This is a genomic window from Pedobacter montanisoli, assembly GCF_022809115.1.
Lineage (GTDB): Bacteria > Bacteroidota > Bacteroidia > Sphingobacteriales > Sphingobacteriaceae > Pedobacter > Pedobacter montanisoli.
Genome location: NZ_JALGBH010000001.1, coordinates 620,400 through 642,625, shown reverse-complemented (window position 1 = coordinate 642,625; position 22,226 = coordinate 620,400). Strand labels below are relative to the sequence as shown.

Sequence of the window (22,226 nt, the reverse complement as noted above, 5' to 3'; positions counted from 1 at the left end):
AATGGCATTATATTATTTGTTCTTTATTTTTCTGTATTTTCCTGAAAGATAATCTGCAATTCTTTTGCCTAATAAAGCATTGGCTATTTTACCCAATAAACTATATTCTTTGTGTAACCATGATCCTGCAAAATGGTGTATGCAATATGTGTTGTTTGTAAGGTTTACCTTTAATGTTTTCCAGCTTTTAGGACAAAAATAATCACTAGGATATATTGTGCAATAATCCTCTATTTTTTGAAAGGTGTTATTGATCAATATACCTTTCTCCTTCTTCATAAATGCTGTTATAATCTCAGTGTTGGGATTAACATCTAATTTTCCATCTTTTAGATAAAAGCTCCTGTCTATATAATGAGAAAGAAGATCGCTTATCCATTGTCCACCTTTTTCACTGCCCATTATAGCCGAAGATATAAGTAAGTTGTCTTCAAAGCCTGTAAAAGCCTTATTATCGAGGATATAAATGTCTAGTGGGCGTAAGAACTCTACATCTGTATCCATGTATATTCCACCCATTTCTTTTAAGGCATGTAAACGGCATACATCAGAGACAAAAGCGAATTTCCGTTCTTTATAAGCTTCAGCCGAAAAAGTATAGCTGTTGATATCAAAATTATCTTCATTCCATTCCATGATTTCATAACCAGGAAGATGCTTTTGCCATGATTGAATGCACTCTAAAGCCAATGCAGGCTTTTCTCCCCTGCCAAACCAGCAATAATGAATAATCTTAGGTATCATAAACTTACTTTTTCCTCACTTTTTTATAGATGTCTATTAAGGTGGCTTTATCAAACTTCATAACCAGAGTAACAGCCAATAATACTATTCCAATAGCACAACTATTTAGGATAAACATAAACCAGGAATCTACCGGAACCCAGTTTAACTTTCTCCATCCATAGGTAATCAATATCAGAACGCTAAAACCGGCAAGACCTTTGATGATTTTAATGAAAAAAAACCACCTGCTTTCCTGCAGACAATATGCCGCGTACAAAGGCGTAAATGTTAAATGACTAAACACACCACTAATTAAAGCCGCTACAGGAATAGCATATATACCTAATGAACTATGTATGCACAATATGATTACCAAAACAAAGTTTAGAATAGATATAAAGATGCCCCAGAAAGAAGCTATTTTAAGCTTGTTGGTAATCACAAAAACATGGTAAACGGTTTCTATTGTTCCATGTACAATAAAAGGTACCAAAGTGATAATAGAAAGTATATGAAGGGCATGAGCATCTTGGGTAGGTAACCATAATCTGAAAAAAGCATCACCATATACAAAGAATACAGATAGAGGTAACAGAACTACCACAAAAATTGCTTTAAAGGATAGGTCTAAGTTTTGCTTCAGCTTGTTCATGTCATTTTGTGCATAAGCTTTGAGCATCTCGGGCAAAAAGATAGGAACGATAATCCCCAGTAAGATATAAATCGCATTGGGAATAAACTTGGTAAGGGATAAAAAACCCATGCCTGAAGCCTTGAAAAAATGATTGGCTATAAGCAGGTCAAGCTGTGTATTGATTACATTAGACAAGGCCATAACCGAATTCCATATGCCCGAGCCTACGATTACGGACAGGGCACTGCGTGAGAAAAAAGACCAGCTGATATGAACCTCAGGAAGAAGCTTTTTAGTAATCCTGTAATTAGCGTAAAATACATAGATGGCGGTTACAAAGGTTACTACGCCTAAAAAGTGTATTCTTGGGGTAAAAAAGTAGAACAATAAAATGATAGCCCCTAATTTTAATACATTAGATATAATGTTGATCACCGCCAGTTTATCAAATCTGTTTAAAGCAAAGGCAGTTACCGAAAAGACTGCCGACGAAACATTGATGATCAGACTTAATAAGATGAATACAAAGAGCAGACGTACATCATAAACCAGCCCTCCCGGGATGTCTAATATCTTATCAATGAAGATACAGAATAGGGTACTGATTAGCACAAATACAAGCGAAATCAGCAGATTGCCAAATAGCACCGAATTGAAATAAGTATTTACTTCTTTGATGTCTTTTTTCTCGAGACTAATGGTAATATACCTGCTCGACATAGAGTTTAACGCAGTGGTAATAATACCGGCGTACATGACAAAGTTGTTAGACAAAGGATAGAAACCATAAGCTTCTTTTCCAAGATGTTCTACAATATATGGTGTTAAAAAGAAAGAGATACCAACTCCGGAAAGGGCACTAAAAAAATTGGAAACCAGATTAATTATAAAACGTCTTTTATCCATATATAAATAGTTGTACTAAAGTAATCGTTTTTATCCGACTTCTGTTCAAACTTGGATGGATTGTTATAATTTATCTTTATTTTGGCCGTAATTAAACTGTTTTGATTTATCTTAAATAGATTTAGGTGGAACAACCTCTTGTCTCAATTATTACACCCTGTTATAACTCAGCAGATTTTATAACCGCAACCCTTAATTCGGTACTTGAGCAAAGCTACCAGAACTGGGAATTGATTGTTATTGATGACCAATCTAAAGACAATACTTGTGAACTGGTTGAAGCCTTTTCTAAACAGCAACCTAAAATCAGGTTAATTAAGCTTGAAAAAAACGGCGGTGTGGCTAATGCCCGTAATGTAGGTTTAGAAGCGGCTAATGGTAAATATATTGCCTTTTTAGATAGCGATGATATCTGGCTGGGAGAGAAATTGACTAATCAGGTGACTTACATGGAAGAAAAATCTTTGCTGATGTCGTTCTTTGCTTATCACAGAATAAATGAAGAGGGGGAGATTATTTCGGGGAAAATAGGAGTTCCCGACAGCGTAAACTATAAAAAACTCTTATGGCATAACGTAATCATCTTTTCTACTTCAATGGTCTTAAAAAGTGCAATTGGTGATTTGAGATTTAAAAAAACAGGACATGAAGACTGGATTTTCTGGCTTGACCTGTTTAAGAAATGTGGCAATGGTTATGGAATTAATCAGCCTAAGGTTCAATACAGGATCAGACAAGGGTCTGTATCGGCTAATAAGTTGAAAGCAGCAGGTTATACCTGGAAAATTTTAAGGGAGAATGAAAAAATAGGCTTAATAAAATCAATGTATTTATTCAGTAAATATGCTGTGGCAACAGTCTGGAAAAGACTGAAATAAAGCTAATTTTTAATTGTAAAGCCCAGATTTTTACTGTTTTTACTGTGGGTATAATTCCAGAGGAGTCCCTTAAATACCCATTTAGCTAAATCAGGTTGCTTACTAAGCAAAAGTGTTAAAATAGCTTTGGGGCAAGCTACCAATGTATAGTAAGCCGCAAACAGTACTGTATTTAACCAACCGGTATTTTTCCTGATAAACAACATCCGGTTACGGGTATTGAAATAAGTTTTTACCGAACTTGCTTTACCTACGCTCATCGATTCTTTATGGTAAACAAAAGTCTTTCCGGTAAACCAGATCTGTTTACCTATGTGTTTAAACTTCTCGCACCAGTCTAATTCTTCATAATACAGAAAATAATTTTCATCCATTAATCCGGCTTTCTGTAAATCTATTTTTCGACACATTACAGCAGCTCCATGGCAAAATCCGGTTTGATAAGATTGGTTATTATATTGACCTGTATTTTTATCAAATTGCCCTATACAGGCATTGCGACCTGTTAAATAGTTAAGAGGAGTATAACCAGCATATTGGATGATATCTTTCTGATCAAAGTATAACAATAAAGGGGATAGAAGCCCAATGTTTTCATTAGCTTCCATTTCTGCAATCATAGTTTCTATGTAGCCTTCTGGGATTTCGGTATCGTTATTAAGCAGAAAAATATAGTCACCTTTGGCCTGTTTGATACCCAAGTTATTTCCTCCGGCAAAACCCAGATTCTTTTTCGATTGGATGTATTTGATGTTTTGAAAATGGGGCTGGAAAATTAGTTCCATATTTTTAACCGCTCCATTATCTACAATAATTACCTCAACCTGTTCAGGGGAGTATGACTTTGCTATTGATTTCAGTAAATCTATAGTAATATCAGGTTGATGATAATTAACGGTAATAATTGAGGTTGGTAACATCCGCTTCTAAAATAGCTGTTTTGTATATTATTGTTTATCCTTTTCTATCTGTTGAATAGCCTTATAGATTTCCTCTGCATTTTTTTCCCAAGTGTGGGTTTGGGCAAAAGCAATGCGTTCCTGCTCCAGTTTACTGTTATTTTCGGTTAAAGCTTTTTCGGCTAATACAACATAATCTTCCTTGGTTTCAGCAATATAAATATAATCCTTAAAAATACTGATAGCCTCTGTTTTTGTGGCTAAAGTAGGTTTACCCATGGCCAGGTATTCATCTATTTTACGAGGATAATTACCAATAGTTAAAGGGTTAACTGCTTGCGGATTTAAGCAGATGTCAAAACCTTTAATATAGGATGGCAGGGTTTCGGGTTTTTGCGGGCCGAGGAAATGTACATTGGTTAATTGATGAAGCTTGCTTTTTGCGAAAACTTCATCTTCAGGGCCTACTAAAACAATACTCCAATCAGGTCGTTTTTCAGCTAGATGCAGAAGAATGTGTTCATCAAGTCTTACAGATAATAGAGCGCCTACATAACCCAGTATGGGTTTCTTAATGGTAGAAAGCGTTTCGGGAACTTTAACACTGTCATCGTTTTTAAACATTTCTAAATCACACCCTTGTCCTACGTAGAAAGAATTGGGATTGTATTGCTTACAATAGTTGGCTAAATAAACCGAATTGGCTACACAGAGATCGCTTTTCTGAATCAGTTCGGGTTCAAGGTATTTACCATGTCGGCCCCAGTAGGAGGTGGCTAATAAATTATCTCTTGAATAGTAAATGCTTAAATCGGGCTTTAAAAGTTCTTTTGAGTGATAGCTTCTAAACATATCACTATCATTGAACAAAATGAAGTTCTTAAAACCTAATTCAGAAACGGCTTTCTTAACAGATTTGCTAAATCGCTTGTTATTAATTTTATTGAAGAATCTAAATACAGATGTCCACTTGATCCAGTTGATAGATTCGATGACTACATCGGGATAAAAAGTCCATAAATTAGGGGCTATTTCTTCTAATCCGTTTTGATGCCCCTGAATAATACGGACACGTTTTTTTACACTTTCTGTATGTCGTTGTTGGAATTTTGTTCTGCGATCTAAAGGTGCATTGATGTACAATACCCGGTTATGTTTACTAAACTCTAAGGCCAGGTCTTTACAATTGCTACCTATGGGGGTATCCCAGGGTTGCTGACCTACTACAATTATATCTCTATTTTCAATAACAGACATGGCTTAATAATTAGTTTTTAGCCTTTTTATAAGCATTCAGGCCACTTATAAAGCCGATTATGCCAAAAATCACACCCGGAATAATTAACAGTTCTAAAGGCATATTAATTCTTATCAATAGGTTTATTGCTATGTGGGGTTACCATAAAAGATTTCTTGGCTTTGCCGATACTAAATAATGCCACTACCATACCTATCATAGCTTTAGGTATTTGCAACATGGCAATGTATAATCTTCTATCAGCGTAAAATCTCCTTGGAACAGCAATTAATAAAGTTAAACAAAGGCAAATAAATAAACCAGCCCAAAATATAACGGTAGGGCCAAATGGATTAAAGATGGATTGTAAGGTCATGACAAAAAGTAATCCCAACAAAAGCATTCTAGGTACCAAAAAGGTTTGAAGAGTCTTATTGAAAAACTCTAAGTTTCCATTAAATAATTGCACAAAACCCTCAAAAGCATATTTTTTCAGAAATTCTACCTGTGAAGCAATCCAACGAGTACGTTGCTTGGTAAAAACTTTGGCATTCTCTACCTTTTCGTCATATACATATACATCGTTCATGTAGGTCACATGAACCCTGTCTTTGGCAATCATGAAATCAAGTTGCTTATCTTCTCCAACCGTTTCGCCGATGTTATTTAATAAGTTGCGGAAGTATTCAAACTCAAAGGCCATTCCCGAGCCAATAAGTGCCGGTGAAAGACCTAAAACGGCCTGACCTTTTCGGTAAATATGGTTATTTACTTCTTCGTTGCAGGCATCTAGAAAAGCAAAACTGCTATCCATGTTTTTGGCTGTGCGGTGAGTTTGTACTACTCTTTGGCCATGCTCAAAAGCATTGTTAATGTAGTTTAGGCAGTTTTCGCTCATTACATTATCTACATCCAACACTAAGGCAATATCAAATCCCTGACCTTCTAACTGGTTCATGGCAAACTTCATGGCCTTTCCCTTTGTACTCTTTTCAAAAAAGACTTCAATTACCTGTGCTCCAAGCTCTTTTAAAGTATGGAGCGTTTCGGGTTGCAAGCCATCTGCAATAACAATTACTTCAAAAGGTCCATTATATGAATGCTTTAATGCCGCTTTTACACTTTCTACAATAACCACATTTTCCTGATAAGTTGGAAAAAGCACGGCTATTTTACGGGATTGCTCTGCTGATGTTTTTGATTTTGGTAAAGTAAATAAGCCAACAAGCGTGAAAAAAGCCAAATAGCAACAATTAAGCAGGAGATATATGCCCAATAACCAAAATAAAAAGTTTAAAACGCTATATATTACTTCCATTTTCTTTTAATTCTTGGGATTGTTTATCTAACATAGGTGCAATAAATACGAATGACCACGACATGAACATAATCACTGAAGAAGGCATACCGTTCATTATTTCGTTACCATAACTACAAATAAAACAGCCTACCGTACCCGAAGTAAGGGCAACCATTTTAACTTTAAGTCGGGGATCTTTCAGCTTCCATACAATACCACTGCACTTGCCTATAATATAAGCATTGATAGAAAACCAGATCAGCAGGCCAACAACACCATACATTACCCATATCTTAACCCAATAACTATCTGGTTGTACATTAGCTATAGGCTTATCGGCATTGTAAGTAGTACCGTTCATACCGCTCATACCTAAACCTGCGCCAAAAGGCAGGTCTCTTAGCATGAACTTCAATTTTTTCTGATTTTCTAACCTTACGTTAAAAGATGCGTCCTTAGGGTTTAAGGCACTGCGCAAACGCCGCACCTGAAAAATCTCATCACCAATATCGGTGTATTTAAGTACCCATAAACCGCTAAGGGCAAAGGTGGTACCGACAATCAAGAGCTTAAAATTCTTACTTAAGAAAAGCGCATAAAATAAGCCTGAAACTAAGGCAAACAATGCGCCTCTTGTTCCTGATATACCCATGCCGTATAAAAACAGTAATCCTGCTATAACAAGAAAAATCTTTTTCATGAACCCAAAAGGTCCTGAAGCTAGTACCAATGCTATAACAGCCATAATAGCCTGTGAGGCTCCAAACTGTCCAGCATCTGAATACATAGAAAATACCCTGAGTTTTCCCTCAAGGATATGTGTATAGTCGTTACCTGCGTTTAACCATTGCTGTTCACCGCTGGTTACACCTAGATAAAGTTGCTTTACACCATAGAGTGTAGCTATTGCTGAAAAAAACAGGATAAATAGAATAAAATGATTCAGGTCCTTTCGGTTGTTAAACAACAGAAAAACAAGCGGAGCAATCAAAAGCCAGCTTAGAGCAGTGAACCTGAACTCGTTAAACCAGCCGATTAAACTGCCTCCTGCTGGATTAAAAACCTCTAAAAAACTAATTACAAACCAGATTAATGAAAGCGTAACATGCTCATTCTTTAAATTTTTCCAGTTAAAGCGATTTTTGTTAACCAGAATACTGCACCAAGTAAGGAGCAGAATACCATCTAAAGCAAGACCAACTGGAATTTTGAGGAAAGATTTGGAAACAAAGCCTAAAACGAAACAGTAACCAAAATATATCCAAAAGGCAATTCTAGGTTCTTTGAACAGGGAGATCATGAACGTGCCCATGGCGACTAAAGCCATTACAGCGATAGGGCCTAAAAAACCGTATTGATAGATTGAGCCTGCCATCAGGATAGAAAGGCTCATCGCGATTAGGAAGAATAATATTTTTTTTTTGCTGTCAGTAATATACATGCGCAACTTTTTAAGCATTGGTGCGCTTATTCCGTTTCACACCATCAATTAACCATCCGATAAACTTATTATCCTCACTAAGGTCTTTTATGGCTTCTTTGTCCTTTTCGCTAATAGAATTACCAGCCATAAAAGTAGCCAGGTATTTTTCAGTAAATAAAGTCCATTCCTTCATGTCATTTACTGTATTTAAAGGCTCGAGACAAATAATGATTAGATCAAACTCTTTTTTAAGCTTGTTAAAAGACTGTGTAAGGTTATTTTTATCATTCTTTTCTAATAAAGAAAAACCTTCGAGATCACTGTTTAAATAAGTAATGTGCTTGTTTTTTTGTATACTACAATCCTGAAAAACTGCTTTAACAGATTGGTTGGTAGGTACGTTTAATTTTTGTGCCTCAAAGCCAACTTCATTATTACCGATCAAAAGAACTTGTTTGTTAAGGCGGGCAAATGCATAGGCCAGGCTCGTAACAGAAGATATATAATATTTATCAGGTTTAAGGGAAGTGATGCCTAAAATCTTAAAATCTTCTTTTGCTAAAATTTTATTGACCTCGAAACGGATATGACGCAACTGGTTTTTATACATTAACCGATCTTTATAAGCTTCAGATGTTTTCCAAAGTTCATGGATATTGCTGCTGTCTGATTTGAGATGATTTAGTTCGCCAATAACTTTATTATTTGTGGCTTCCTCTAACTGTTTTTGATCGTTGATAGAATGGTCAAAAACATGGATGATCAAAAGAATAAAGAAGCAAATGGCAAAGCTAGCAATGGCTGCTAAAGCCATGTATATAACCTTTTTAGAAGCCTCGGGCGAGGTGGGCACGCCTTCCTGTTCTAATTGCAGGCGTAATCCTATGTTTTTATCCAGATTGGTCTGGTTATAGCGATTTAAGATGTCTAAATATTCTTTGGTTGCCACATCTGCATCGCGTTCATATTTTTGCACACCAGCATCAAAAGGAACCATGGTGGTAAACTTTGCATTTAATTTTGCCAGTTCATCATCAATATCTTTAATACTTGCTCTGGTTTTATCCAGATCAACACCAAGAGATATGCGTCTGAGTATTAAACTTTGTTTAGCTACTAAAGGATCGCTTACATAATTATCATTGGATTTTACCAATTGTGCATTAAGCAGTTGTTGAAGCGAGTCTACTTTCTTTTTATCCTTAGCGAGGAAGCCTCCATCTATATAATCATTTTCGGCAGTATGTATCTTATTTTTTAAGCTAATGATCGTTTGATTGTCCTGAGAAAGCTCAGCTCCCAGGTATTTATCCTGATCTCTGCTTTGCAAATTCTTATTTACATTGTTTAAAGCCGATTGTAAGGATTGCAGATCGATTAATGCCTGTGACTTCTTATTCTCGTAGTCTATGATCTGTTGGTAAACAATTTGCGATTGCTTATCAAGGTTTAGCACCCTATTTTTGATTTTATATTCCTTTAACTGCTGATTCTTATCATTCATTACCCCTTCTTTTTTCTTTAGAAGAGAATCTAATACTGTTATGGATTTATTCTTATTGCTGATCAGGTCAAAGCTGTAATTGTTAATAAAATCCCTAGAGAGTGTATTTACTACAAAAACAGAAAGAAACGTATTGTTTGAGGTGAACTCTACCGTAACAAAATCGCTGTTGTCTTCGTGACTGATGGATAATTTTCTACTTAATGTCTTGGCATCATAACCCATTGATTTTACCAAGTTATATAGCTTGATATGGTAATTGTCTAGGGGAGTTAATACTTGTTTTTGAGCTAAGCGCTCTTCAAATAATCTGATTGCCTCCTGCCTTTCGTTTTCGCTCAAGGCCTTTACATCATCGCTTAAGGGTTTAAATGGTTTTTGTGGGTTCTTAAGATCGTGTAAAATTAAACGATAAGAAAGAATGCTCATGTTTTTTGGCATAGCCATGATATCCATGATATTGGTAAACTGCTGATTGATCTTGATCAATAGGTCTGGGCCTGAATAGGAAGGAACATCAGGAGCAACCTGTCTTGAAGGATCCAATAAACCAGTAGATAATTTAGCCTGCGATTTATATTCTTTAGGAAGATTTTTAACGAGCAAGTAGGTTATGCAAAGCGTTATTGTAGGAATTGCAATAATCAACCATTTATATCTGGCAATAAGATTTAAAAATTCTCTAATATTCATAATCGCTTATTTCACATCTTCTAATTTTTGGCCAATTAATGTTTCTAAAGTATCTTTTGCTTTTAGGAGATTAAGTTCTGTTAATAATTTTTCTGATTGGGCAGAAGAAGTAATAGCTTTGGCTTTGCTATATACATCTAGCGAAACTTCCCCTTTTTCAAATTTATATTTCAATCCGTCGCTGGAAGCTTTATTATCTATGTAGGCTTGTGCTTTTACTTTAAGGTCATTAAACAGCTGTAAGTATTCATAGTATTTTTGCCTTACTTCTGATTCTAAGATCAGATCATATTCTTTGGTTTGAAAAGTAGCCGCTTTATATTCTTCTTTTGCCTGTTTAACCAATGATGGAGTTCGTAAAAATATACCCAAGTTAAGGTAAACCCCAAATTGAAATCCATTGATAGAGTAAGGATTGGAGTTATTGATGATGGTGGCATTATCAGGCCTGTAAAAATAAGAAACGTTAAAAGCTTCCAGATAAGTGGCAGAAGCAACACCTATCTTAGCTTTGGCACTTAACTCACTAGACTTGAACATTTGCCTTTTAGGATAATTCTGTTTAGCTAAGTCAACATACTTTTGCAACAAGGGCGTGTTAATCTGGTTAATGATATCGTCTTGAGCAAAAACACTTTTTGAAGTGAGCAAGACAAACAGAAACACAAAGTATGTATATTTTTTCATTTAGCTAATTTGATTATAAGTTACACCTTTTCTTTTTGAAAAAGCACAGGTATAGTCATAAATATTATTTTCAAATCTAACCAAATAGAGAACTTTTTGTTGTAAAAATTATCAAGTTTCTTTCTCTCGCGGTCAGACATGTCACTTTTGCCTCTTTTAATGATCTGCCAAAGTCCTGTAATACCTGCTGGCCCTAAAAAACGCATAGACCATTCATTAGTGGTAAGTTGTTCTGCTTCGTATAAAGGAAGCGGGCGGTTACCTACTATAGACATATCGCCTTTTATAACATTAAATAACTGGGGCAATTCATCAATACTGGTATTTCTTAAGAAACTCCCTAATTTGGTTACACGTGGGTCATTCTGAAGCTTGAAGAACGCAGATTCGCCATATTGGTTTTTGTTCATCAAATTCTGAACTTCTTTATCCGCATTTTGCCGCATAGACCTGAATTTATAGAAATCGAAAATTTTATATCCGGTGCCCACTCTTTTACTGGTATAAAATACCGGACCTCTTGAATCTAATTTAATGAGAAGTGCAACGATTAAAAATACTGGACTTAGCAAAATAAGTGCCGTTGTAGAAAATACAATATCAAAAGCTCTTTTTAAGAAGGGCGCTTTATATTGCTGAAGGGGTTGTTCCGGAAGATTTTTGAGTTGCTCATTTAAGATTTTATAAGCGGATAAAAATTCCAATCTCAGCTGCACGTCTGTAAAATTAAAAGGAGGCGTGTAGCAATCGCTTACCCTTAGGTCAAATGCTTTTTGCGTAACGGCTGCATCAGGCTCAGTAAGCAGGAATATGATTACAATGTTGCGGCTCAGCCAGTTCTTCTTTAGTGAATCAACCAAGTTAAAAGCTTCATGAACCTGCGCAGGCTCAACTTCTAAAAAAATGGAAACATTGAGTTCAAATACAGATAGATGGCTAACGATATCAAAAATTTCATTATAAGAAGTGGCCTTTCGTAAACCGTGCGGAAAACTAAAAGTATCTTTTATCTGGTCTTCATACTTATTGGCAAAGTAAATAATATTAAACCGTGGTTGATTGGAATTAAGAGAGGGGTTTTGATTTTCCATTAGTCTAACAATGACTTGATATGTTCCTGTAGTTTTGAGGGATTAAATGGTTTGGGTATCAATAGATTAAACTTATAAGTTAGTTTTGCTGCCAGATCCTCTGCTGAGTAAGCTGCAGATAACAAGATAACAGGTATATTTCTGTAATATCCGCTTGATTTTAGCCCCCTTACAAAGTCAATACCGTCAACGTAGGGCATCAGCAGATCCGAAATAATCAGATCGGGCATATTACCTTCGTCCATCCAACTGATTGCTTCTAAACCATTATTGTGTACAACAAGGTTATAATCTTTTTTTAAAATGAATTCCAGAAGCTTAAGAACGGTAACCTCATCATCTACCAATAAAATTGTTTTTTTATTAAAAGCTAACGCTGGACTAAGGTTGTGCATTTTGGCTGTGGAAAAAATTTCTTAATATTCTACAATAATCTTTAAAAATCTCAAAAAAAATATACAAATCTGAAAAAAATATAAAATAGTTGTGTTATAACAATTCTATTTGCCTTTTAATGCTTTCTTCTAGCGAAATGAGGGTTTCGGTTCTTTGTATCCCTTTTACGGCCTGTATCTGTTCATTAAGCACATAGCGTAAATGATCGGTGTCTCTACAGGTAATTTTGGCGAACATGCTGTAAGAACCGGTGGTATAATGTAGCTCTACCACCTCTTTAATCTTGCTCAGTTGTTCTACCGCATCTTTGTACAGAGATCCCTTTTCGAGATAGATACCCAGAAAGGCTGTAATGTCATAACCTGCTTTTTTAGGATCTATGATTAAATGAGAGCCTCTTATGATGCCCATATCAGCCAACTTCTTCATGCGTACATGTACTGTACCTCCAGAAATAACCAATTCTTTTGCAATTTCTGTATAAGGTTTGGTGGCATCGTGCATCAGTTGGGTGAGGATTTGAATATCCAGATTATCAATTTCTAAATTTTGGCTTTCTTTTTTAAGCATAAAATATTGAGTTTTCAATAAAAATAATTAAATATTGCTGATTTTGCAAAAATTAAAATAATTTATTGAAAAATTTGTAACATAAATAGGCTTTGACCTATATTTGTAACAAGCAAAACAAAAAAAGTTCTTTAATTAGTTTTTAATTGTAGGGTGGTGAAACAGGCAGACACACCTCCTTGTCTCGGTGGCGGAGAATATGGAAACTCTGGAAACAGATTAACTACTCCTTGAAGGTTCGAGTCCTTCCCCTACAGCTTTAATAATTGCAATATAAGCATTGCAGATTAAAATTAAATACTGTTGGGTGGTGAAATTGGCAGACACACCTCCTTGTCTCGGTGGTGGGGATTATAGGATAAACAAGGGTATATCTTGGCTACAATTGGATATACTTTGCTAACTACCTCTTGAAGGTTCGACTCCTTCCCCAACAGCTTTTTAAATAAATAGTAAGTTAGTTAAGGAGGCGGTTCTATGTTTAGGATCGCTTTTTTTATGAAAGAAAAAGAAGGTGTCTAAAAAGTTTTGAGATTCGTCATTCTGAACTTGTTTCAGAATCTGAAACATTTTGTAGTAGCTCTACAAAAAGACCCTGAAATAAATTCAGGGTGACGACCGACCTTTTTAGATACCTTCTTCATTTGAAGGATTACTTGATTCCGTATTTATCGCTAAATTTCTTGTCAAGTTGCTTGTGCAAGTTATCTAGGTTAATATCCCTGCCTTGTATAAAAGCTCTTTCAACCTTGTTTGATTTCATATCCAAAGCATCGCCGGCAGATATAAATAATGTGGCATCTTTACCACTTTCTATGCTACCTATTGATTTATCCATACCTAAAATCTTTGCTGTGTTTAAGGTAATGGTTTGTAATGCTTTTTCTTTATCTAAGCCCCACGCAGATGCCGTACCAGCCATAAAAGGTAGATTTCTCTGTTGCCAGAAACCATCAATGCTGATTGCAACCAATACTCCTGAGTTAACCAGATTGGCTACGTTTTTATAAGGTTGGTTCACATCGTCATCTGTGTTGTTAGGTAAAGAATGTGGCTTATCTACAACTACACCTACGTTGTTTTCCTTTAAGAAATCGGTAACCAGGTAAGCTTCAGATCCTCCGGTAATTACAGGAGTAATACCGAAACTTTTTGCAAAATTAACTGCTGCTACAATATCTTTTTGCGTATTGGCATTGATGAATAGTCTCTGAGTGCCTTTAAAAAGTCCGGCCATTGCAGCAAATCTGGTATTGGTTTCTGCTGGTTTGGCACCTTCGTTATAAGCTTTTGCCTCAGCAAAGAAACTTTTTAGTTCGGCAATTGCATTCTGCGTGCGCTCTGCAAAACTTTCGGCATTAAATCCGCCTCTGCCGCCAAAACCTCTGAACCTAGGCATGGTAGGCCAGCTTAAATGCATAGCATCGTCTGTTTTGATTACCGCATCTTCCCAATTCCAAGCATCCAACTGTACTACAGATGAACTGCCTGATATGGTGCCTCCCTGCGGAGTAATCTGCGACATTAACACGCCATTGGTACGTAAGGTTGCCTGTACTTTTGAGTCGGTATTGTAGGCAACAATAGATCTGATATGTGGGTTCATAACACCGATTTCAGAAAAATCTATTGTGGCTTTTATCGATTCGAATTCTACCAGACCTAAATTATTGGTGGGTGCAATAAATCCTGGATAAATATGCTTGCCGTTTGCGTTGATCACCTCGCCATCTGCCGTACTGAATTTAACAGTTGTGGCATCACCAGCTGCGGTAATTTTGCCCTTTTCAAACACTACATATCCATTGTTGTAAACTTGGCCATTGCCCACGTGTAAAATACCACCCATGATGATGATCTTTTTTGACTGGGCTTTTGCAGGAGATATATTTGCCTGTGCAAAAGCACCAAAGGTTGTGGCAAAAGCTAAAAATGCGCTTAAGATATATTTATTCATGGCCATGTCCTCCTTCTGTTCCAATAGCTTCGAAACCTGCTGAATAATCACTTAAAGTTTCGCAGTTATATAATGTAGAGGCCATTCCGGTTGGGCGTTGCGTTCTGCCTCCTTTATTTTTACTTTCTAACATTTTTTGAGTTAAACGGGCTCTTTCAGCCTGTTGTTGTTTTAGTTTTTGAGCATCTTTCTCCATATCCCAGTATAGAATGCCATCAACAAAAGTTTTCTCTACTTTGGCGTAAATAGACAGTGGGTTGTCAGACCAAATAACAACATCAGCATCTTTGCCAACTTTTAAACTGCCAACTTTATCATCGATGTGAAGCATTTTAGCTGGATTTAAGGTCACAAATTTGAAGGCTTCTTCTTCAGGTACGTTACCATAAAGTACTGCTTTTCCTGCTTCTTGGTTTAAACGACGAGCCATCTCTGCATCATCAGAGTTGAAGGCAGTAGTAATACCTACATTGTGCATAATCTTTCCGTTGTAAGGAATGGCTTCTGCAACTTCATATTTATAAGCCCACCAGTCTGAGAAAGTAGAGCCTGCAATATTATGCGCTTTCATTTTGTCGGCTAGTTTGTAACCTTCTAAAATGTGCGTAAAAGTATTGATCTTGAAGCCTAAGCTATCTGCAACATGGATAAGCATGTTAATTTCTGATTGTACATATGAGTGACAGGTGATAAATCTTTTATTGTTTAAGATTTCAACCAAAGCATCAAGCTCTAGATCTCTGCGTACATTATTGCCTTTAACTTTCAATGCCGCTTCGTAATCTTTAGCGCGGGTAAAGGCATCCACGAATGTTTGCTCAACACCCATACGGGTAACTGGGAAACGTTGTCCTGTACCAAAATTACTTTGCTTTACGTTTTCGCCCAATGCAAATTTGATAAAACCATCAGCACCTGCAAATTTCAGTTCTTCAGGCAGTTTCCCCCAACGTAATTTAATAAGCTGCGACTGTCCACCAATTGGATTTGCCGAACCGTGCAGAATTTGTGAAGTGGTTACACCTCCTGCCAATTGGCGATAGATATTGATGTCTTCAGAGTTAAGGATATCGCCAATGCGTACTTCAGAAGAAACCGATTGTGCGCCTTCGTTAATACCTCCGCTACCAGCAATATGCGAGTGCTCGTCTATAATGCCCGGTGTTACGTGTTTGCCTGTGGCATCAATTACTTTTGCAGAACCAGCCGCCAAATTTTTACCAACAGCTTTTATTTTGCCGTTTTCTAAAAGTACATCGGCATTTTGAAGGATACCATCTTTTTCATTGGTCCATACGGTAGCATTTTTTAACAGTACGGTTTCTGCCTTAGGCTGAACTTCGTTACCAAAAGCCAGGAACGGAAATACTAAAGGACCGTTTGCTGCAAGCGTAGCTTTAAGTTCGTCACGTTTAGGCATTTCTTTTGCCGCTTCTTTAAAAGTAGCCGTCCATTTGCCTTCAGTTCCATCGCTTAAAGCAGCTTCACCTTTCATTACAATCGGATTAGCAGCTGATAAATAACCACTTAAACGGGTATCTCCTTTAGGGTTTTTCTTTAGGTTAAAGTTTAAAGTAACCCAGTCGCCGCTACGAGTAAATGTAGCGTTAACTTTTGCGCTATCAGCTCCTGTTCTTTCAATAGAAGCTGCATTTCCGCCAGCGGTACCAGTTATTTTTAATACCAATGAGCCAATACCATCTACGTTTAAATTGTAGGTACCTCTCAAATCGGTGACATCCATTTTATTTACAACATAACGTTTGCCCTGTACCCAGTTCTCGTAAATGATATTGTTGTTTTTGAAGATGTTATCAGAAGTAATCAGGAAGTTGGCCAATTTGCCTTTTTCTAAAGAACCTACTTTATCACTGATCCCCAAAAGTTTAGCTGGTGTTTCGGTTATTGCCATTAAAGCTTGTTTTTCTGATAAACCATTCTCTATGGCAGTACGCATATTAGCCCAAAAATCGCGGGTATTGTCTAAGCCGAAAGCTGTAATGGCAAAGTTAACACCCGATTTTTCTAATACACTAGGGTTTGTTGGTGCCATTTCCCAGTTTTTCATTTGCGCAAGACTGATGTTTCTGGCTTCAGCCGGATCCTCAACATCAAACGCTTTAGGGAAATTGATTGGGATAATTAGGCTTGCTCCAGTAGCTTTAACGGCATCAATGCGCTGATATTCATCACCAGATGATTTAACGATAAATTGCTTGTTAAACTCTTTGGCAATTTTATCTGCACGTAGGAGATTAGCCCAGCCATCAGCCTCAAAAATTTGAGGTAGATTTTGCTGCTTGTTAAACTCTTCTAAAGAAATATTGTACTCTTCTTTTTGGTTTTTATACCATGTTGCATCATAGTAAGTTTGGCGCAATAAGGCAATAGATCCCATTAAAGAAGTAGGATAATCGTTAGCTGAAGTACCTTTGTTGAAAGAGTAGTTGGCTGCGGTTTGATCTTTTAACATTACTTTGTTATCGCTCTCTTCGTTTAGTGTTACTGCTGCAGATGTACCACGGGCAATACCATCACGATTGATTACGTTCACGCTTCCAAAACCTACTTTTCGCAGTTCATCAGCTTTTTTCTGATCGGCGCTAAAAATAGCTTTAACTTCTGTTTCAGGCCTAATGGCTTCATTCCAGTTGTAAGCACCTTTTTTGGTTGATGTGAAAATAGAACGACGAGCACCTCCGCCAAAGCCGCCTTGGGCGTTTCTTTGTGCTTCAGGTAATCCGTAGCTGGTAAAGGCATCAATTAAAGAAGGATAAATGTATTTACCCTTTAAATCGATAACCACATAGCCTTTGGGCACAGCGGTACCTGCACCTACAGATTGTATAACCTGGTTTTTGATTAGCAAAACACCATTGCTAATAGTTTGGTTGGCATTTACAACAATATTTGCGTTGGTAAAAGCAAACTGTCCACTCCTAATATCGACTGAGCCGTTTACAGGAAAGGTTTGCTGTGCAAATAAAAGAAATGCAGAAAATACCAACATTAAGGTTAGTATAGTTTTCTTCATAAATTAATAAATTAAATACTCTTTAAAGCTATTGATAAAACGGCATATAAAGTTAATTTAACTTACATTTTACAAAAGAAAATAAGAGGGGTAGCAACGAGACTTTGTTAGGCCATTAGCGGTTCTTCAATTTGGGGTTCAGGAGCTACAACCTGCGTTTTCTTTTTGACCATTCTATCAACCCTTAGCATGAGCAAGATAGAAATAAGCGAAACAACAACTACCACATATCCCACAATGTCATAATGCTGAAGCGGGCTGAGTTTATTTTCCTGATAAACAATTAAACCGGCAATTGCTGCGGCTATTCCTCCTGCTATTTGTTGTAATGATGCATTGATGCTCATGAAAGCTCCTCTGTCTTGCATATCCGGAATTGCAGAGATCAATGTGGTAGAGGGTACCATTCTGCTCATGATCCCCATCATCATACAGATGTTTACCAATAAAACCAGTATGAAAGGGGTTTCAGAAAGATTGGTATAAATCACACAAATAAGCATGAGCCATAAAGAGGCGAAGGTGAAAAGTTTGTATTTGTTAACCTTATCGCTTAACCTGCCCACAAGAGGCATAATAACCAGAGAGCTTAAGCCTGAAGCCATGAACAGAAAAGGTAAATTTTCATGGCTGATCTTTAAGTTATTTACGGCAAAAACGGTTCCGTAAGGCATCATCATAAAACCACCTACTGATAAAACAGCTGTGGCCAAGAAACCAATACGATAAGGTCTGTTCTTAATCGTTTGCATTAAATGCTTCAAAGCATTTTTCTGTTGTTGCATGCCTAAGTGAGCATCAACAGGTTTTAAACGAACAGCAATCAGTAAGGCTATGAGTATCGCAAAAATGGCAATAAACAAGAAAGGGGCTTCCCAGCCTAATTTATTGGCAATATATAAACCTATAGGTATGCCTAAAACCTGACTGGCACCAAAACCCATTTGTACAAAGCCCATTACACGACCTCGTTTTTCGAGCGTGAACAGGTCTGTAATGATAGCCATTGAAATAGAACCAATAACTCCGCCAAATAAACCTGTTATAATACGAGCCGCTACCAAGGTGTAAAAACTGTTTGCTATTCCGCAGAAAAAAGTTCCTATTATAAATCCTGAATAGAAGAATAACAATAATTTTTTTCGGTCATATTTATCGGCAAAGCCGGCAGTGAGTAAGCCTGATATGCCTGCACTGAAGGCATAGGCCGAAACCACTATGCCAAAAGAAGAGGCTTTCATATCCATAGCTTTAATCAAAAGATCCCCTAAAGGAGACATGACCATAAAGTCTAAGATAACGGTGAATTGCGTGATAGCTAGGATAAAGATGACCAGTTTTTCATAGCTGGTAAGAGACACTTCAGGTTTTGATTGCATAACAGCAAATATAAATGATGTATGGGTTAATTTATATGATTGGATTATTAATTAATTGAAAGAGTTGATGCGGGTAGAAGATGATGTTTCTGCCGTTTGAGTAAGTATTTTAATAATAATGCTTTTTATAACGAATAATAACTATTTTTGACATACAAACACTCATTTAACATGGATATAAACGGAATTTTAAAAAGCGCTCACTCTGGCTGGAGATATGTAGTGCTGTTGTTATTGATCATAGCCGTATTACAGGCATTAGCCGGATGGTTTGGCAAAAAATCTTATACAGAAGGAAATAGAAAGCTTAATGTGTTTACCCTGATCAGTGCACATATTCAATTGCTTTTAGGACTTGGAGTTTATTTTTTGAATGGCTGGTATAAAATGGATAGCTCTGTTGCTATGGGTCGTTACTGGAAAATGGAGCACATCAGTATGATGGTATTGGCTATTATCCTGATCACCGTAGGTAATGCAAAATCTAAAAAAGTGGCAGATGCTGTGGCAAAACACCGTACAATAGCTGTATTTTTTGGTATAGCATTGTTGTTGATTTTAGGAGCTATCTTCATGATGGTTAAAGCAGATCCTTCAAGAACATTCTTTGGGATATCGTAAAAATCTCAGTATGAGGTCTTGATAAAAAAATGCAAAAAATTTTGATTATTTAACATTTTGTATATTTTTGCTTTACAATGATTAACAATAAACATACTTGGCAGTGGCGTCGTAATTCAAACAAGAGTTTCGTCATAGCCTCGTGTACCTTATAGTTTATCAACCTCAACCTAAACTTAAATCACATTTAAACCCGACGAAACCACGCGTCGGGTTTTTTATTTTATAAGATTTTTAAATGTTTAATGCAGAAAAGCATACCATGAAGAAAATAAAGATACATACTTATCAAAAGAAAGGACTAGCAGATACGGTAACGCCTGTAAGCATTTACTTAAGACTTAGAGATGCCTATCCGAATACCATTTTACTGGAAAGTTCAGATTATCATAGTCGTGAAAACTCTACCAGCTATATCTGTGCACAACCTGTTGCCGGCATTATACTGGATAATGGTACTTTAACTACCACTTTGCCAGGGGGCGAAAAGCAATCGAAAACCACGTTTGATCTTACTGTCGAACTGGCCAAATTTAAAAACAGCTTTGAAATGAGCAATCGGGTTCAGGGCAAGCATATTTCAAGTGGCTTATTTGGGTATTTTACCTGGAATACGGTTCAGTATTTTGAGGATATTGAATTTAGTGCGGTTACACCAAAAGCAGATCAGATCCCTACTTTACAATATCACGTTTATCGCTATATTATTGCCATAGACCATTTTAAGAATGAGATTACACTTTTTAAAAATGTCTTTGATGGCGATGAAGATGATGATATTTCAAAATTAGAATACCTTATTCAGAATAAGAACTTCCCAGAATATCATTTTAAGACCAAAGGAGAAGAACAATCTAATCTAAGTGATCATGATTTTAAAGAAATGGTTATACAGATGAAAAAGCATATTTATCGTGGAGATGTGTTTCAGATTGTTCCTTCAAGAGCATTTAGCCAAGGCTTTTTAGGGGATGAATTTAATGTGTACAGGGCATTGCGTTCCATAAATCCTTCGCCTTACCTATTTTATTTCGATTATGGCAGTTTTAAACTGTTTGGGTCATCGCCCGAAGCACAAATTACCATTAAGCAAGACGTAGCCAGTATTTATCCTATTGCCGGAACGTTTAGAAGAACAGGAAATGCTGCTGAAGATGCAGCGCTGGCAAAAAAACTGGAAGAAGATCCTAAAGAAAGTGCAGAACATGTGATGCTGGTGGATCTGGCGAGAAATGACCTGAGCCGTCATTGTAAAAATGTGGAAGTGAAATCTTTTAAAGAAGTGCAGTATTACTCGCATCTTATACACCTGGTTTCTAAGGTAAGTGGCGACCTGCACTTGAATACCACAGCGTTTGATGTAGTGGCTGATACTTATCCTGCAGGTACTCTGAGTGGAGCACCAAAATATAAAGCTATGCAGTTGCTGGATCAATATGAGGGTTTAGGACGTAATTTTTATGCAGGAGCTATTGGTTATATGGGATTTAACAATGATTTTAATCATGCTATTATGATTAGAACTTTTATGAGTAAGAATAATACGCTGTATTACAGAGCAGGGGCAGGTATTGTGGCCGATTCTAATGAAGAGTCTGAGCTGAACGAAGTGAACAACAAAATTGCAGCACTGCGCAAAGCAATTGAAATGGCCGCGCACATTTAGGAATAAACAGATGAAAAATAACAATATAGATTCTTCTTTGAATACGAGAACAGTACTGGTTATTGACAATTACGATAGCTTTACGTATAACCTAGTGCACTTGATTAATGAGCTGGGATTTGAGGCCGAAGTATGGAGAAATGATAAATTCAATATAGAAGATGTAAATGCTTACCATAAAATTCTTTTATCGCCAGGGCCGGGTATACCAGAAGAAGCAGGTTTGCTACTGGATGTGATCAGAACTTATGCGCCTAATAAAAGTATTTTAGGAGTTTGTTTAGGGCAGCAGGCCATAGCAGAAGCATTTGGAGGGAAATTGCTGAATTTAGGCCGCCCGATGCATGGTGTTGCCACCCGTATTACAGTTACCGATGCAGAAGAGCTTATTTTCAGGGCTTGTGAAGAACCTCTTGAAGTAGGCCGTTACCACAGTTGGGTAGTAGATGCCGAAGGATTTCCTACCTGCCTGCAAGTAACCGCTGTAGATGCAGATGGACAGATCATGGCACTGAAACATAAAGATTATGATGTGAGAGGAGTGCAGTTTCACCCTGAAAGTGTACTCACGCCGCAAGGAAAGCAAATGATAGAGAATTGGTTGAAAGCCTAAAGTTTTAAAGTC

The 22,226-nt window shown here is 36.8% G+C and carries 18 protein-coding genes; 4 read left to right on the top strand and 14 right to left on the bottom strand.

All coding sequences use genetic code 11. From position 1 onward, the window contains the following. Nucleotides 1-12 precede the first annotated feature (12 nt). Together MMF97_RS02795 and MMF97_RS02790 are read right to left on the bottom strand one after the other, a co-directional pair. On the bottom strand, nucleotides 13-744 hold the full coding sequence (locus tag MMF97_RS02795; RefSeq protein ID WP_243358951.1) for a glycosyltransferase family 32 protein: 732 nt from the start codon (nucleotides 742-744) through the stop codon (nucleotides 13-15). Between the two features lie 4 nt (nucleotides 745-748). Next, on the bottom strand, nucleotides 749-2,266 hold the full coding sequence (locus tag MMF97_RS02790) for a lipopolysaccharide biosynthesis protein (protein ID WP_243358950.1): 1,518 nt from the start codon (nucleotides 2,264-2,266) through the stop codon (nucleotides 749-751). Between the two features lie 125 nt (nucleotides 2,267-2,391). On the opposite strand from MMF97_RS02790, the gene MMF97_RS02785 reads away from it, so the two are divergent. Next, nucleotides 2,392-3,144, top strand: coding sequence for a glycosyltransferase family 2 protein (locus MMF97_RS02785; protein ID WP_243358948.1), 753 nt, complete (start codon nucleotides 2,392-2,394; stop codon nucleotides 3,142-3,144). Nucleotides 3,145-3,146: 2 nt separating this feature from the next. Here the strand turns inward: MMF97_RS02785 and MMF97_RS02780 are convergent, their stop codons facing one another. From MMF97_RS02780 to MMF97_RS02725, 12 genes are all read right to left on the bottom strand, one after another. Further along, the gene (locus MMF97_RS02780) at nucleotides 3,147-4,064 is read right to left on the bottom strand and encodes a glycosyltransferase family 2 protein (protein WP_243358946.1); all 918 of its coding nucleotides are present in this window, start codon (nucleotides 4,062-4,064) and stop codon (nucleotides 3,147-3,149) included. Between the two features lie 27 nt (nucleotides 4,065-4,091). Continuing rightward, on the bottom strand, nucleotides 4,092-5,300 hold the full coding sequence (locus tag MMF97_RS02775) for a glycosyltransferase (RefSeq protein ID WP_243358945.1): 1,209 nt from the start codon (nucleotides 5,298-5,300) through the stop codon (nucleotides 4,092-4,094). Between the two features lie 104 nt (nucleotides 5,301-5,404). Beyond that, complete coding sequence (locus MMF97_RS02770) at nucleotides 5,405-6,598, bottom strand: glycosyltransferase (protein WP_243358940.1); 1,194 nt, start codon at nucleotides 6,596-6,598, stop codon at nucleotides 5,405-5,407. Beyond that, nucleotides 6,582-8,039, bottom strand: coding sequence for an O-antigen ligase family protein (locus MMF97_RS02765; protein ID WP_243358938.1), 1,458 nt, complete (start codon nucleotides 8,037-8,039; stop codon nucleotides 6,582-6,584). Before MMF97_RS02765 ends, MMF97_RS02770 begins: the two co-directional genes overlap by 17 nt. Next, nucleotides 8,032-10,200 (bottom strand): exopolysaccharide transport family protein, encoded by a 2,169-nt coding sequence (locus tag MMF97_RS02760; protein ID WP_243358936.1) that lies wholly within the window; start codon nucleotides 10,198-10,200, stop codon nucleotides 8,032-8,034. The genes MMF97_RS02765 and MMF97_RS02760 overlap by 8 nt, the downstream gene beginning before the upstream one ends. Before the next feature lie 6 nt (nucleotides 10,201-10,206). Next, on the bottom strand, nucleotides 10,207-10,887 hold the full coding sequence (locus MMF97_RS02755; protein ID WP_243358934.1) for a TolC family protein: 681 nt from the start codon (nucleotides 10,885-10,887) through the stop codon (nucleotides 10,207-10,209). A gap of 20 nt (nucleotides 10,888-10,907) precedes the next feature. After that, complete coding sequence (locus MMF97_RS02750; RefSeq protein WP_243358932.1) at nucleotides 10,908-11,978, bottom strand: sugar transferase; 1,071 nt, start codon at nucleotides 11,976-11,978, stop codon at nucleotides 10,908-10,910. Next, nucleotides 11,978-12,373, bottom strand: a complete 396-nt coding sequence (locus tag MMF97_RS02745; protein WP_243358931.1) for a response regulator — start codon at nucleotides 12,371-12,373, stop codon at nucleotides 11,978-11,980. The genes MMF97_RS02750 and MMF97_RS02745 overlap by 1 nt, the downstream gene beginning before the upstream one ends. Before the next feature lie 94 nt (nucleotides 12,374-12,467). Then, nucleotides 12,468-12,944 carry an Lrp/AsnC ligand binding domain-containing protein gene (locus MMF97_RS02740; protein ID WP_243358929.1) on the bottom strand — a complete coding sequence of 159 codons (477 nt, stop codon included), beginning with the start codon at nucleotides 12,942-12,944 and terminating at the stop codon, nucleotides 12,468-12,470. 652 nt (nucleotides 12,945-13,596) lie between these two features. After that, nucleotides 13,597-14,901, bottom strand: a complete 1,305-nt coding sequence (locus MMF97_RS02735) for an amidohydrolase family protein (protein WP_243358928.1) — start codon at nucleotides 14,899-14,901, stop codon at nucleotides 13,597-13,599. After that, on the bottom strand, nucleotides 14,894-17,935 hold the full coding sequence (locus tag MMF97_RS02730) for an amidohydrolase family protein (RefSeq protein WP_243358926.1): 3,042 nt from the start codon (nucleotides 17,933-17,935) through the stop codon (nucleotides 14,894-14,896). The genes MMF97_RS02735 and MMF97_RS02730 overlap by 8 nt, the downstream gene beginning before the upstream one ends. 107 nt (nucleotides 17,936-18,042) lie before the next feature. Continuing rightward, nucleotides 18,043-19,314: an MFS transporter gene (locus MMF97_RS02725; RefSeq protein WP_243358923.1), complete on the bottom strand. Its 1,272-nt coding sequence runs from the start codon at nucleotides 19,312-19,314 to the stop codon at nucleotides 18,043-18,045. Between the two features lie 171 nt (nucleotides 19,315-19,485). Here MMF97_RS02725 and MMF97_RS02720 point away from each other — a divergent pair, with 171 nt between their 5' ends. From MMF97_RS02720 to MMF97_RS02710, 3 genes are all read left to right on the top strand, one after another. Continuing rightward, entirely contained in the window at nucleotides 19,486-19,935 is a 450-nt protein-coding gene (locus tag MMF97_RS02720) for a cytochrome B (protein WP_262916087.1), read from the top strand. Nucleotides 19,936-20,197: 262 nt separating this feature from the next. Continuing rightward, nucleotides 20,198-21,601, top strand: coding sequence for an anthranilate synthase component I family protein (locus tag MMF97_RS02715; RefSeq protein ID WP_243358921.1), 1,404 nt, complete (start codon nucleotides 20,198-20,200; stop codon nucleotides 21,599-21,601). Nucleotides 21,602-21,611: 10 nt separating this feature from the next. Further along, nucleotides 21,612-22,214 carry an anthranilate synthase component II gene (locus MMF97_RS02710; RefSeq protein WP_243358920.1) on the top strand — a complete coding sequence of 201 codons (603 nt, stop codon included), beginning with the start codon at nucleotides 21,612-21,614 and terminating at the stop codon, nucleotides 22,212-22,214. Nucleotides 22,215-22,226: the final 12 nt, after the last annotated feature.

Bases quoted from the DNA above. Each gene is read 5' to 3' on its own strand.
- MMF97_RS02760 (WP_243358936.1), bottom strand. From the start codon at position 10,200: ATGAATATTAGAGAATTTTTAAATCTTATTGCCAGATATAAATGGTTG.
- MMF97_RS02765 (WP_243358938.1), bottom strand. From the start codon at position 8,039: ATGCTTAAAAAGTTGCGCATGTATATTACTGACAGCAAAAAAAAAATA.
- MMF97_RS02750 (WP_243358932.1), bottom strand. From the start codon at position 11,978: ATGGAAAATCAAAACCCCTCTCTTAATTCCAATCAACCACGGTTTAAT.
- MMF97_RS02745 (WP_243358931.1), bottom strand. From the start codon at position 12,373: ATGCACAACCTTAGTCCAGCGTTAGCTTTTAATAAAAAAACAATTTTA.
- MMF97_RS02775 (WP_243358945.1), bottom strand. From the start codon at position 5,300: ATGTCTGTTATTGAAAATAGAGATATAATTGTAGTAGGTCAGCAACCC.
- MMF97_RS02755 (WP_243358934.1), bottom strand. From the start codon at position 10,887: ATGAAAAAATATACATACTTTGTGTTTCTGTTTGTCTTGCTCACTTCA.
- MMF97_RS02715 (WP_243358921.1), top strand. From the start codon at position 20,198: ATGAAGAAAATAAAGATACATACTTATCAAAAGAAAGGACTAGCAGAT.
- MMF97_RS02725 (WP_243358923.1), bottom strand. From the start codon at position 19,314: ATGCAATCAAAACCTGAAGTGTCTCTTACCAGCTATGAAAAACTGGTC.
- MMF97_RS02735 (WP_243358928.1), bottom strand. From the start codon at position 14,901: ATGAATAAATATATCTTAAGCGCATTTTTAGCTTTTGCCACAACCTTT.
- MMF97_RS02790 (WP_243358950.1), bottom strand. From the start codon at position 2,266: ATGGATAAAAGACGTTTTATAATTAATCTGGTTTCCAATTTTTTTAGT.
- MMF97_RS02770 (WP_243358940.1), bottom strand. From the start codon at position 6,598: ATGGAAGTAATATATAGCGTTTTAAACTTTTTATTTTGGTTATTGGGC.
- MMF97_RS02730 (WP_243358926.1), bottom strand. From the start codon at position 17,935: ATGAAGAAAACTATACTAACCTTAATGTTGGTATTTTCTGCATTTCTT.
- MMF97_RS02780 (WP_243358946.1), bottom strand. From the start codon at position 4,064: ATGTTACCAACCTCAATTATTACCGTTAATTATCATCAACCTGATATT.
- MMF97_RS02720 (WP_262916087.1), top strand. From the start codon at position 19,486: ATGGATATAAACGGAATTTTAAAAAGCGCTCACTCTGGCTGGAGATAT.
- MMF97_RS02795 (WP_243358951.1), bottom strand. From the start codon at position 744: ATGATACCTAAGATTATTCATTATTGCTGGTTTGGCAGGGGAGAAAAG.
- MMF97_RS02710 (WP_243358920.1), top strand. From the start codon at position 21,612: ATGAAAAATAACAATATAGATTCTTCTTTGAATACGAGAACAGTACTG.
- MMF97_RS02740 (WP_243358929.1), bottom strand. From the start codon at position 12,944: ATGCTTAAAAAAGAAAGCCAAAATTTAGAAATTGATAATCTGGATATT.